At 61.8% G+C, this 13075-nt stretch carries 10 protein-coding genes; 7 read left to right on the top strand and 3 right to left on the bottom strand.

Annotated elements, in window-relative coordinates; genetic code table 11:
• The first annotated feature begins 292 nt into the window (after window positions 1–292).
• The 7 genes from HV782_RS02235 to HV782_RS02205 all read left to right on the top strand — a co-directional run bounded on the left by HV782_RS02235 (window position 293) and on the right by HV782_RS02205 (window position 7598).
• Window positions 293–1534, top strand: a complete 1242-nt coding sequence (locus HV782_RS02235; protein WP_123470517.1) for an SfnB family sulfur acquisition oxidoreductase — start codon at window positions 293–295, stop codon at window positions 1532–1534.
• 37 nt (window positions 1535–1571) lie between these two features.
• Window positions 1572–2765, top strand: a complete 1194-nt coding sequence (locus HV782_RS02230) for an SfnB family sulfur acquisition oxidoreductase (RefSeq protein ID WP_123470515.1) — start codon at window positions 1572–1574, stop codon at window positions 2763–2765.
• The gene (locus HV782_RS02225) at window positions 2765–4117 is read left to right on the top strand and encodes an LLM class flavin-dependent oxidoreductase (protein WP_186748050.1); all 1353 of its coding nucleotides are present in this window, start codon (window positions 2765–2767) and stop codon (window positions 4115–4117) included. The genes HV782_RS02230 and HV782_RS02225 overlap by 1 nt, the downstream gene beginning before the upstream one ends.
• Before the next feature lie 118 nt (window positions 4118–4235).
• Window positions 4236–5045 carry a MetQ/NlpA family ABC transporter substrate-binding protein gene (locus HV782_RS02220; RefSeq protein WP_186748051.1) on the top strand — a complete coding sequence of 270 codons (810 nt, stop codon included), beginning with the start codon at window positions 4236–4238 and terminating at the stop codon, window positions 5043–5045.
• 2 nt (window positions 5046–5047) lie between these two features.
• A complete protein-coding gene (locus HV782_RS02215) occupies window positions 5048–6169 on the top strand; it encodes a methionine ABC transporter ATP-binding protein (RefSeq protein WP_186748052.1) in 1122 nt (373 codons plus the stop codon).
• Window positions 6159–6803, top strand: coding sequence for a methionine ABC transporter permease (locus HV782_RS02210; protein WP_034151854.1), 645 nt, complete (start codon window positions 6159–6161; stop codon window positions 6801–6803). The genes HV782_RS02215 and HV782_RS02210 overlap by 11 nt, the downstream gene beginning before the upstream one ends.
• Window positions 6804–6971: 168 nt before the next feature.
• Window positions 6972–7598, top strand: coding sequence for a class I SAM-dependent methyltransferase (locus tag HV782_RS02205; protein ID WP_128616560.1), 627 nt, complete (start codon window positions 6972–6974; stop codon window positions 7596–7598).
• Between the two features lie 71 nt (window positions 7599–7669).
• On the opposite strand, the gene HV782_RS02200 is transcribed toward HV782_RS02205, so the two are convergent.
• Genes HV782_RS02200 through HV782_RS02190 form a run of 3 tightly spaced genes read right to left on the bottom strand, consistent with a single transcriptional unit; the run spans window position 7670 to window position 12878 of the window.
• The gene (locus HV782_RS02200) at window positions 7670–10717 is read right to left on the bottom strand and encodes an efflux RND transporter permease subunit (protein ID WP_186748053.1); all 3048 of its coding nucleotides are present in this window, start codon (window positions 10715–10717) and stop codon (window positions 7670–7672) included.
• Window positions 10714–11778: an efflux RND transporter periplasmic adaptor subunit gene (locus HV782_RS02195; protein WP_128616562.1), complete on the bottom strand. Its 1065-nt coding sequence runs from the start codon at window positions 11776–11778 to the stop codon at window positions 10714–10716. Before HV782_RS02195 ends, HV782_RS02200 begins: the two co-directional genes overlap by 4 nt.
• Complete coding sequence (locus tag HV782_RS02190; RefSeq protein ID WP_186748054.1) at window positions 11775–12878, bottom strand: efflux RND transporter periplasmic adaptor subunit; 1104 nt, start codon at window positions 12876–12878, stop codon at window positions 11775–11777. The genes HV782_RS02195 and HV782_RS02190 overlap by 4 nt, the downstream gene beginning before the upstream one ends.
• Window positions 12879–13075: the final 197 nt, after the last annotated feature.

Genomic DNA, 13075 nt, shown 5'->3' with positions numbered 1-13075 from the left:
TTCAGGGGCGCTTCGCAGCCCAGCGCGAGCAAGCTCCCCTGCCACAGAATCGCTCAGCCTCGAAAACCCGTTAACCAATCCGACCATCACCCCTTCTATGCATATTCCTAAAAGTTAGTTTATTTAATATTTATACACGCTTAGGGTATATGAACCGGACCACCGGACATTCTTTCGTTCGCCGCACTTTTGCGGCGTTTTTCATGAGATGTGAGGTAGGTAGTATGGTCCGGAACACAATCACCCCAGTGCAGATCGCCAGGGCATTGCGTGCAGCCAAGGAGCGGCACTGATGTCCAGTCTGGCAGACGCAAACGTCCAGTCGGATCTGGACATCGCCCCGTTGTTGTTGCCCGCGCAGGTCTTGCGCAACGACGCCCAAGCCATCAAGGCCGCCCATGAGCTGGCGCAAGTCGCCCGTGTGCAGGCCGCCAGGCGCGACCGCCAGCGCAAGCTGCCGTGGTCGGAAATCGAACAGTTCACCCGCAGCGGCCTGGGCAGCATCGCCATCCCGCGTGAGTACGGTGGCCCGCAAGTGTCGTTCGTTACCCTGGCCGAAGTGTTCGCGATCATTTCCGCCGCCGATCCGGCGCTGGGACAGATTCCACAGAACCAGTTCGGCATCCTCAACCTGGTGCTCGGCAGCGCCACTGAGGCGCAGAAAAAGCAGCTGTTCCAGAGTGTTCTGGAAGGCTGGCGCATCGGCAATGCTGGCCCTGAGCGCGGTACGAAAAACACCCTGGAATTGAAGGCGCGCATCACCGCCGATGGCGATGACTACGTGATCAACGGCCAGAAGTTCTATTCCACTGGCGCGCTGTTCGCGCACTGGGTCGCCGTCAAGGCACTCAACGATGACGGCAAGCAAGTGCTGGCCTTCGTCCGCCGTGGCACGCCGGGATTGCGCATCGTTGATGACTGGTCGGGCTTTGGTCAGCGCACCACCGCCAGCGGCACGATCCTGCTGAACAACGTGCGTGTCGAGTCGAGCCTGGTGGTCGACAACTGGAAGATCAACGAAACCCCGAATACTCAAGGCGCCGTCTCGCAACTCATTCAGGCGGCCATCGACGCCGGCATCGCCCGTGGTGCCATCGACGACGCCATCGAGTTTGTCAAAACCCGTGCCCGGCCGTGGATCGACGCCAAGGTCGAGCGCGCCAGCGATGACCTCTACGTGATCGCCGACATCGGCAAACTGAAAATCGAACTGCACGCCGCCGAAGCGCTGCTGCGCAAGGCCGGGCAGGTACTCGATCAGGTGCACGCTGCGCCACTGACCGCCGAGTCCGCCGCCCGCGCCTCGATTGCCGTGGCCGAAGCCAAAGTGCTGACCACCGAGATCTCGCTGCTGGCCAGCGAAAAACTTTTCGAACTGGCCGGCAGCCGCGCGACCCTCGCCGAATTCAACCTCGACCGCCACTGGCGCAACGCCCGGGTGCACACCCTGCATGACCCGGTGCGCTGGAAGTATCACGCGGTCGGCGCCTATCGCCTGAACGGTACTTTGCCGGCTCGTCACTCCTGGATTTAACGACCGCACACTTTTGACCAGATCTCTGGAGAAACACATGACTTATTCTCACTCCGTCGCGGTCATCACCAGCGATGAGCAAGCCCTGATCGTCGCCAGCGACCTGGCCGAAGATTTCAAACGCGACAGCGCCGTGCGCGACCGTGAACGGCGTCTGCCGCTGCCGGAACTCGACGTGTTTTCCCGCTCCGGCCTCTGGGGCATCAGCGTGCCCAAGGAATACGGCGGCGCCGGCGTATCCAACGTGACCCTGGCCAAAGTCATCGCCCTGATCGCTCAGGCTGACGGCTCGCTCGGGCAGATTCCGCAGAATCATTTCTACGCACTCGAAGTGCTGCGGGTGAACGGCAGTCACGCGCAGAAACAACGGCTGTACGCCGAAGTGCTCGCCGGCCAACGCTTCGGTAACGCACTGGCGGAACTGGGCACCAAAACCGCCCACGACCGCGTCACCAGCCTCAAGCGCGACGGTGACGGCTATCGCATCAATGGCCGCAAGTTCTACTCGACCGGGGCGATTTACGCCCAGCGTATTCCGACTTCCGTGGTCGATGAAAACGGTGTGCAGCAACTGGCATTCGTCCCGCGTGACAGCCAGGGCCTGACCGTGATCGACGACTGGAGCGGCTTCGGCCAGCGCACCACCGGCAGCGGTTCGGTGGTGTTCGAAGACGTCTACGTCGCCGCCGAAGACGTGATCCCGTTCCAGAGTGCCTTCGAGCGTCCGACCACGGTCGGCCCGCTGGCGCAGATCCTTCACGCCGCCATCGACACCGGCATCGCCCGTGCCGCGTATGAAGACGCGCTGCACTTCGTGCGCAGCAAAACTCGTCCGTGGATCGACTCCGGCAACGACAAGGCTACCGAAGACCCGCTGACCCTCAAGAGTTTCGGCCACTTGAGTATTCGCCTGCACGCCACCGAAGCCTTGCTCGAACGCTCCGGCGAATTCCTCGACATCGCGCAGGCCGAGACCACCGCCGAGACTGTCGCGGCGGCGTCGATCGCCGTTGCAGAAGCACGCGCCATCAGCACCGAGATCTCCCTGGCCGCCGGCAGCACCCTGTTCGAACTGGCCGGCAGTCAGGCCACCCTGATCGAGCACGGCCTCGACCGCCACTGGCGCAACGCTCGGGTGCACACCCTGCACGACCCGGTGCGCTGGAAGTATCACGCAGTGGGTAATTACTACCTCAACGATGAAAAGCCGCCGCTGCGGGGCACTATCTGATGAGCAAGAAAAAGATCCTGCTCAACGCGTTCAACATGAACTGCATCGGCCACATCAACCACGGTTTGTGGACGCATCCGCGCGACACCTCGACCCGGTTCAACAGCATTGAATACTGGACCGAACTGGCGCAGTTGCTGGAGCGCGGGCTGTTCGACGGGTTGTTCATCGCCGACATCGTCGGGGTGTACGACGTCTATCAGAACTCGGTGGACGTCACGCTCAAAGAGTCGATCCAGCTACCGGTCAACGATCCGCTGCTGCTGGTCTCGGCCATGGCTGCTGTCACCAAAAACCTCGGTTTCGGCCTGACCGCCAACCTCACCTACGAACCGCCGTACCTGTTCGCCCGGCGCATGTCGACGCTCGATCATTTGAGCCGTGGTCGCGTGGGTTGGAACATCGTCACCGGTTACCTCGACAGCGCCGCCAAGGCCATGGGCCTGCGCGAGCAGATCGAGCATGACCGGCGCTACGACCAGGCCGACGAGTACCTGGAGGTGCTCTACAAACTCTGGGAAGGCAGTTGGGAAAACGGCGCGGTGCTCAATGACCGTGCGCAGCGGATCTACGCCAACCCGGAAAAAGTGCACAAGGTCGAGCACGAGGGCGAGTTCTATCAGGTCGAGGGTTATCACCTCTGCGAGCCATCGCCGCAGCGCACACCGGTGCTGTTCCAGGCCGGCAGTTCCGATCGCGGCTTGCTGTTCGCCGGGCGTCACGCCGAGTGCGTGTTCATCAGCGGCCAGAACAAGCCGTCGACCAAGGTGCAAGTCGACAAGGTCCGCGCCAGCGCGGTCGAGGCCGGGCGCAATCCCGAGGACATCAAGGTGTTCATGGGCCTCAACGTGATCGTCGGCGCTACCGAAGAAGCCGCTTGGGCCAAGCACGCCGAGTACCTGAGTTATGCCAGTGCCGAGGCTGGCGTGGCGCACTTTTCAGCGTCCACCGGCATCGACTTTTCCCAGTACGAAATCGACGAACCGATCCAGTACGTGAAAAGCAACGCCATCCAGTCCGCGACCAAGAACCTGCAGAACAACGACTGGACCCGGCGCAAATTGCTCGACCAGCACGCCCTCGGTGGCCGCTACATCACCGTGGTCGGCTCGCCTGAGCAAGTGGCGGACGAGCTGGAATCGTGGATCGCCGAAACCGGTCTGGACGGCTTCAACCTGACCCGCATCGTCACCCCGGAAAGCTATGTCGATTTCATTGAACTGGTGATTCCGGAGTTGCAACGGCGCGGGTCGTACAAGACTGCGTATGACAGCGGCAGCTTGCGCGAGAAGCTGTTTCACGGCGAGGCGCAACTCCCCGAGCAACACACCGCTGCTGCGTACCGGCATTAAAAGCTTCGCGAGCAAGCTCGCTCCCACATTTGGAATGCATTTCCCTGTGGGAGCGAGCTTGCTCGCTAAGAGGCCCGACCCAACACCACATAATCAATGCACTGACTGGAAAACCATCATGACCAAGAAACGCCTGACCCACCCAGTCAAAGCACTGGCCCTGGCCTTCGGCCTGTTCAGTTCGGCGGTGTTCGCTGCCGACGCGCCACTGAAAATCGGCACCACCGCCGCCTTCGCCATCCCGCTGGAAGCCGCCGTCGAAGAGGCTTCCAGGCAAGGCCTGAAAGTCGAGCTGGTGGAGTTCACCGACTGGATCGCGCCGAACGTCAGCCTCGCCGCGGGCGACATCGACGTGAACTACTTCCAGCACATCCCGTTCCTCGAAAACGCCAAGGCCGCTTCCGGTTTTGACCTGGTGCCGTTCGCCCCGGGGATCATCAACAACGTTGGCCTCTACTCGAAGAAATACAAAAGCTTCGGCGAGTTGCCCGAGGGCGCCAGCGTCGCCATCGCCAACGACCCGATCAACAGCGGGCGCGGCCTGCAACTGCTGGCCAAGGCCGGTTTGATCAGCCTGAAACCGGGCGTCGGCTACAAGGCCACCGAAGACGACATCGTCGCCAACCCGAAGAAAATCAAAATCCTCCAGGTCGAAGCCGTGCAACTGGTGCGTGCCTATGACGACGCCGATCTGGTCCAGGGCTACCCTGCCTACATCCGTCTGGCGAAGACCTTCGATGCCGGTTCCGCGCTGCTGTTCGACGGCCTCGACCACAAGGAATACGTGATCCAGTTCGTGATCCAGCCGAAGAGCAAAGATGATCCGCGCCTGATTAAGTTCGTCGATATCTACCAGCATTCGCCGGCCGTGCGCGCCGCGCTGGATAAGGCTCACGGCAAGTTGTACCAGGCCGGTTGGGAAAGCTGAGCATGACGGCCGCGATCCAACGGCGACTGGAAACTCCAGAGCCCAAACATGCTGAAAGAACCGAACTGCACCCCGAGCTGAACCGCGCCCACGTACGCTTCATCGGCCTGGGTAAAACCTACGACGGCCGGCAAGGCCCGGTCGCTGCGCTGCAGGGCATTGATCTGGCGATTCAGCGCGGTGAAGTGTTTGGCATCATCGGCCGCAGCGGCGCCGGCAAGTCATCGTTGATCCGCACGATCAATCGTCTGGAGCAGCCGACGTCGGGGCGGGTACTGATCGACCAGGTCGATATCGGCGAGTTCGATGAGGATCGCCTGGTCAACCTGCGCCGACGCATCGGCATGATCTTCCAGCACTTCAACCTGATGTCGGCCAAGACCGTCTGGCAGAACGTCGAACTGCCGCTGAAAGTCGCTGGCGTGCCAAAAGCACAGCGCGAGCAGAAAGTCCGCGAATTGCTTGAACTGGTCGGCCTGCAAGCTAAGCACAAAAGCTACCCGGCGCAGCTGTCCGGCGGACAGAAACAGCGTGTCGGCATCGCCCGGGCGTTGGTGCATGACCCGGATATTCTGCTCTGCGACGAAGCCACTTCCGCGCTCGATCCGGAGACCACCCAGTCGATCCTCGGCCTGCTGCGCGAGATCAACCAGCGCCTGGGCCTGACCATCGTATTGATCACCCACGAAATGGCAGTGATCCGCGAAATCTGCGACCGCGTGGTGGTGCTGGAGCACGGGCGCGTCGTCGAACAAGGCCCGGTCTGGGAAGTGTTCGGCAATCCGCAGCACGAGGTCAGCCAGACCTTGCTCGCGCCGCTGCAACACGCCTTGCCGGAAGAACTGCAAAGCCGTCTGTATGCCTCGCCACCCTCTGGTGACGCGGCAGTGGTGCTGCGCCTGCAATTGACCGGCGCTGCCCGCGACGAGCCGGATCTGGCGGCGTTGTTCGCCGCGCTCGGTGGCCGGGTGAAGTTGTTGCAGGGCGGCGTGGAGCGGATTCAGGGCCATGCGCTGGGGCAATTGCTGCTGGCCGTCAGCAGTTCCGCGGCGAGCGCCGAGCAATTGCGCGAACGTGCCGGGCAATGGGCGCAACGGGTGGAGGTGCTGGGTTATGTGGTTTGATCGCTTGCTGCAGGGTTTTATCGACACCTTCCTGATGGTCGGCGTGTCGTCGCTGATCGCGCTGCTGGTGGGGATTCCCATGGCGGTGATTCTGGTCACCAGCGATAAGGGCGGGATTTACGAAGCACCGGTGTTGAATCGCGCACTCGGGGCGTTTGTGAACCTGTTTCGCTCGATTCCGTTTCTGATTCTGATGGTCGCACTGATTCCATTCACCCGGCTGATCGTCGGCACCACCTACGGTGTGTGGGCGGCCGTGGTGCCGCTGACCATTGCTGCGACGCCGTTCTTTGCGCGGATTGCCGAGGTGAGTCTGCGCGAGGTCGATCATGGTTTGATCGAAGCGGCGCAGGCGATGGGATGCCGGCGCTGGCATATCGTCTGGCATGTGCTGTTGCCCGAAGCGCTGCCGGGGATTGTCGGCGGTTTCACCATTACCCTGGTAACGATGATCAACTCGTCAGCCATGGCCGGGGCGATTGGTGCCGGCGGCTTGGGGGACATCGCCTATCGCTACGGCTATCAGCGCTTTGACAGCCAGATCATGTTGACGGTGATTGTCTTGCTGGTGGCATTGGTGGCGGTGATTCAGTTGGGTGGAGACCGCTTGGCGCGGGGGTTGAACAAGCGCTGAGTCTGGCCGGGCTCATGCAGCGACTTCACAAACGCTATCGCGAGCAGGCTCACGCCTACAGGGGAATGCATTTCAAATGCAGGAGTGAGCCTGCTCGCGATGGGCTGCGCAGCCGCCCCGCTTCATGGCGTATATTCGGCGAATCCCAACTGCCCGCGTATCCCGACCATGAAGCAGACCCCCAGCGATCTCGAACAGATCACCGCCACCACCCTCGGCCATTACAACTCGGTGGCCGAAGACTTCCGCGAAGGCACCCGCGATCACGACGTCAGCCAGAACATCAATGCATTGCTGCGGCATATTCAAGGCACGGCGCCGTTCACGGTTCTGGACTTTGGCTGTGGCCCGGGACGGGATTTGCAGACGTTCACCCGCATGGGTCACATCGCCGTCGGGCTGGATGGTTCGCAAGAGTTTGCGCGAATGGCCCGCGAGGACAGTGGCTGTGAAGTGTTGCAGCAGGACTTTCTGAAGCTCGATCTGCCGGCTGAACGCTTCGACGGGATCTTTGCCAATGCGGTGCTTTTTCATGTGCCGTTGCAGGAGTTGCCACGGGTATTGAAGCAATTGCACGGCGCGTTGAAACCGGGTGGCGTGTTGTTCAGCTCCAATCCGCGCGGGGACAACCAGGAGGGCTGGAACGGGCCGCGGTATGGCTCGTATCACGATCTTGAGGCGTGGCAAGGGTTGCTGACGGCGGCGGGGTTTGTCGAGCTTGAGCATTACTACCGCCCGGCGGGATTACCGCGTGAGCAGCAGCCTTGGTTAGCAAGCGTTTGGCGTAAGGCTTGAGTTGAGTCAGCCCCCCCCTCACCCTGACCCTCTCCCTTTGGGAGAGGGTCAGGGTGAGGGTCGCTGTTGACTCAATCCTTCTTCGGTTCGCGGATCTTGTACCAGGCCACATACAGCGCCGGCAGGAACAGCAGCGTCAGCAGCGTCGCCACCACAATCCCGCCGATCATCGCGTACGCCATCGGCCCCCAGAACACTTCCCGGGCAATCGGGATCATGCCCATGCTCGCCGCCGCTGCAGTCAGCAGGATCGGCCGGCGCCGGTGCTCGGTCGCTTCCACCACCGCATCCCACGGCGCAGAGCCGTTTCGCTCAAACTCGTCGATCTGCGTTACCAGGATCACCGAGTTACGGATGATGATGCCGATCAGCGCCAGAATCCCCAGGATCGCCACGAAGCCCATCGGCGTGCCCGTCGGCACCAGCGCCAGCACCACGCCGATCAGCCCCAGCGGCGCGACACTCGCCACCAGGAACATCTTCTGCACGCTGTGCAACTGAATCATCAGGAAGGTCGCCATCAGGAACAGCATCAATGGCAGCACCTTGGCAATCGGCCCCTGAGCCTTGCCGCTCTCCTCGACCGTACCGCCGGTGGCGACTTTGTAACCGACCGGCAGTTTTTCCGCGAAGGCATCAATCGACGGCTTGAGGAGTTTCACCAGGTCGGTCGGCTGGATCTCGTCGCGCACCGATGCCTTGATGGTGATGGTCGGCAAGCGGTCGCGGCGCCATACCAGCGGCTGTTCCAGCTCATAACGCACAGTGGCGAACGCGAGTAGCGGAATCGACGTGCCGTTCGGTGTGACGATCTGCAAATTCTGCAGGGTTTCCGGCGTGCCGCGTTCCGAGCTCACCGCACGGCCGACCACGTTGATCAAGTAAATATCATCGTTGACTTGAGTCAGCGGCGCGCCACTGACAATGCTGTTCATCAGGTTCGCCACGTCTTCGGACGACAGCCCGAGCTGGCGTGCCTTGTCCTGGGCGATGTCGATGCGCAGGACTTTGCCCGGCTCGTTCCAGTCGTAAATGATCTCGCCGATGTGCGGGTTCTTGTCCAGTTCGGTGGCCAGGTCGATGGCGTGCCTGCGCACCTGATCAATGTCCTTGCCGCTGATCCGGTACTGGATCGGCCGCCCCACCGGCGGGCCCATTTCCAGCGCCTGCACGTAACTGCCGATGCCGACGAAATCCTTGTGCAGGCGTTCGCGCAGGCGCTGACTCAGCGCTTCGCGGGCCTCGAAGTCTTTGCTGACGATGACCAGTTGCGCGTAGTACGGGTTCTGCAATTGCTGGTCGAGCGGCAGGTAGAAACGGATTGCACCCTGACCGATGTAGGTGCTCCAGCGCACGATGTCCGGGTCGCCCTTGAGCGTGGCTTCGAGTTTGTCGACGGCCTTGCGGGTTTCGTCGATGGAGGCGTTTTGTGGCAAGTTCAAGTCGACCAGAATTTCCGGGCGATCCGAGGACGGGAAAAACTGGTTCTGCACGAAGCGCATGCAGAACACGGCCAGCACAAACAGCAGCACGGTGATGCCGATCGCCCACCAGCGATTGCGCATGCACCAGAGCAAACCGCCATTGAAGGCCCGACCGACGCGACCCGGCTCGGCTTCATGGGGTTTCACATTGGTGCTGAGAATGTGCACACCGATCACCGGGGCAAAGAACACCGCCACCACCCACGACACGATCATCGCCACGGCAATCACGGCGAACAGGGTGAAGGTGTACTCACCCGCAGAACTGGCGTTGAGGCCGATGGGCACGAAACCGGCCACCGTCACCAGCGTACCGGTGAGCATCGGAAACGCCGTGGAGGTGTAGGCGAACGTGGCCGCCTGCTCCTTGCTTTCGCCCATTTCCAGGCGCGTGACCATCATTTCCACCGTGATCATCGCATCGTCCACCAACAGGCCGAGGGCAATGATCAACGCGCCGAGGGAAATCCGCTGCATGGTGATGCCGCTGTATTCCATGAACACAAACACCATTGCCAGCACCAGCGGGATCGAACAGGCCACCACCAAGCCGGCGCGCACGCCGAGGCTGATGAAGCTCACCACCAGTACGATGATCACCGCCTCGAACAGCGCGCTGGTGAAGCCACCGACGGCCTCTTCCACCACCACCGCCTGATCGGACACGGTGTGCACGCCGACGCCGACCGGCAGATCGGCCGTCAGCTCGTCGATGCGCTGGTGCAGGGCCTTGCCGAACGCCTGAACGTTGCCGCCCTTCTGCATGGCAATCGCCAGACCGATCGCCGGTTTGCCGTCAAAGCGAAATTCAGGCGTGGCCGGATCGACGTAACCCCGGCTGATGTCGGCGATGTCGGCCAGGCGATAGAAACGGTCGTTGAGCTTGAGATTGACCTCGGCCAGATCTTTCTCCGAAGCGAACTGCCCCGAGGTGCGCACGGATATGCGCTCCGGCCCGGCCTCGATGACACCGGCCGGGGTCACCGCGTTCTGCGATTGCAGGCTCTGCACCACCTGACGCTGATCGATGCCTAACGCTGCGAGTTTGCGGGTGGAGAAATTCAGGTAAATCACTTCGTCCTGCTGGCCGATCATTTCGATCTTGCCCAGCCCCGGCACATTGCGGATCTCGGCTCGCGCCTGTTCCACGTAGTCGCGTAACTGGCGCATGGTCAGGCCGTCGGCGGTGAAGGCATACACCGAACCGAACACATCACCGAATTCGTCGTTGAACCCCGGCCCTTGAATGCCCTTGGGAAACTGCCCGCGAATGTCATCAATTTTCTTGCGCACCTGGTACCAGATTTCCGGGATGTCCTTGGCGCTGGTGGTGTCGCGCAGGTACACGTACACCGTCGATTCGCCGGGGCGCGTGTAGCTTTTCACGTAGTCGAGGGAGTCGAGTTCTTCGAGTTTTTTCTCGATGCGGTCGGTGACCTGCTTGAGGGTTTCCTCCTGGGTCGCACCCGGCCATTTGGTCTGGATTACCATGGTCTTGATGGTGAACGACGGGTCTTCCTCGCGCCCCAGATTGAAGTACGAGAACACCCCCATCAACAACGCGACGAACATCAGATACCAGACGAAAGACTGATGCTTGAGGGCCCATTCGGAGAGGTTGAAAGAGCCTTTCATTGACTGTCCTCGTCAAGTTTCACGGATTGTCCGGGTTTGAGACTGTTGACGCCGGCACTGACCACGCGCTCACCGTTCTTCACGCCGCCCGCGAGCACCACGCTGCCGTCGGTGCGGCTGATCACGCTGACGTCGCGCGGGCTGACGGTTTTGCTTTGGGTGTCGATGACCCAGATACGGGATTTGCCATCGACTTCCTGCAACGCGGTGGCGGGCAATTCGATGCGCGGTTTGATCGCCGAACTGAGGGTCACGCTGATCGCCGTGCCGAGACGGAAACCGTCCGGGGTGTCGGCCAGGGTCAGCCGTGCGCGACGGGTGCGGGTGGCGCTTTGTGCCTGCGGCTCGATCTCGCGCAGGGTCGCCGTGGTGTTGATGCTCGGGTCGAGTTGCCCGGCCACCAGAAACACCACATCGGAAGGGATCTCATCGACCAGGGTGTCCGGCAGGTCGATCACCGCTTCCTTGATATCCGGTTGCGCCAGGGTCACCACTTGCTGCCCCGCCGTCACCACCTGCCCGGCCTCGGCGTTCCACGCGGTGACCACCGCTTTGTGGTCTGAACGCAGTTCGGTGTAGCCGAGCTGATCCTTGCTTTGATTGACCGCCGCGCGCGCCTGATCCAGTGAGGCCTGGGTGGTTTTCAGGTCGGTGGTGGCAATGTCCAGCTGCGCCTGCGCGCCCACGCCGCGATCAAACAGCGCCTGCTGCCGGCGGGCGTTGGCCTGGGCGTTGATCAGTTGTGCCTGGACCTTGGCCAGATCGCCCTGGGCCGAACGCAACTGGTTCTGCTGATCGGACGGGTCGAGAGTGGCGAGCAGCGTGCCCTTTTGCACCTCGGCACCGACATCGACGTTACGGCTGGCGATACGTCCGCCCACGCGAAAGCCAGTGTTGCTTTCGTAACGCGCCTGAATGCTGCCGGCGAAACGGCCGAGGGTTTCCTCGTTCAGCGCCTGCACCTTGATCGACAGCACCGGCCGCACCGGCTCCGGTGGCGGCTCGTGTTTCGAACAGGCCGCCAGCAATACGCCGATGGATAACAGCCCCAGTCGCTTCATGGCTGTGCTCCCGGCTGCAGACTTTTGTAGGTGTTTTCGGCAATCTCGACTTTCATCCCCGGATGCAACAACTGGCCACCGGCGACAATGACTTTTTCCCCACCCTTGAGGCCATCGCTGATGACAACCTTGCCGATCAGGTAGCGGCCAACCGTCACGCTGTGCAACTGCGCCTCACCTTTTTCGTCGACCATCCACACCGCCGGATCGCTGATGTTTTTGGTCAGCGCCGACCACGGCAATTCCACCGCCGACTTGCCGCTGCCCTTGGCGGTGGCGCTGACCACCGAGCCCAGTTGCATGCCCTGTGGCAGGCTGTCGAGGGTGACTTTGACTTGCACCGTGCCGGACTGCGCCGACACCGCCGGGGTGATTTCACGCACCGTGCCGGTGGTCTTGATCGCGGGGTTGTCGAGCAGGCTGACGACAATCGAACGGTCCGCCGGGCGCTCGGCCAGCAGCGATTCGTAGACATTGAATACCGCATCGCGGGCGCCGTCGCGGGCCAGCGAGAAAATCGGCGCGGTGGCCTGCACCACTTGCCCGACTTCAGCCTGACGTTCGGTGATCACTCCCGGTGCATCGGCGATCAGCGCGGTATAACTCAACTGATCCCTGGCGTTGGCCAATTGCGCCTGCGCCGCGCTCAATGCGCTCTGGCTGCTGCGCAACGCCGCCTGGGCGGAATCGTATTCGCTCTGGCTGGTGTAACCCTTGGGCAGAAGTTTTTGCTGGCGCACGAACGCCGCCGCGCTCTGCTTGACCCGCGCCTGCTCGGCGATGACCTGGGCTTGCGCGGAATCGACGTTGGTCTGCAGGTCCTTGGGATCGAGTTTGGCCAACACCTGTTTGGCGCTGACCCGGTCGCCCACATCCACCATGCGCTGGATGATCTTGCCGCCGACCCGGAACGACAGCTCGGTCTGCACCCGGGCCTGAACGTCGCCGGTGAGGGTCACGGCTGGCGCGTAGTCAGCGGGTTTCACTTCTTGCACAAAGACCCGCGGCAGGTACTGCGCCGGGGCTTCTTTTTTGCCGCAAGCGGTCAGCAACGTAAGCAGGCTCAGCACGACAACTGTTTTCAATCCGGGACTCGCCATGCAGACTCCTTCCTGTGTACGAACGTGCAAGTGACGATACGACTGTGAGCTTAGAACAGGGTTCAACGTTCGCTCGCGGGAACAACGCATTTTCAAAATGATTTTTGCGGCGAAGGGGCTGGCTCCCGCTCGACTGCGCAACAGTCACAAAACCGCTCGAATCGGGAGATGGGGCAGCTTCGCAGCCCGGCGGGCTC

This window comes from Pseudomonas monsensis, assembly GCF_014268495.2.
GTDB classification, from domain to species: Bacteria; Pseudomonadota; Gammaproteobacteria; order Pseudomonadales; family Pseudomonadaceae; genus Aquipseudomonas; species Aquipseudomonas monsensis.
Note: the sequence above shows the minus strand (reverse complement) of the source record. Positions and strands in the feature narration are given on the sequence as shown.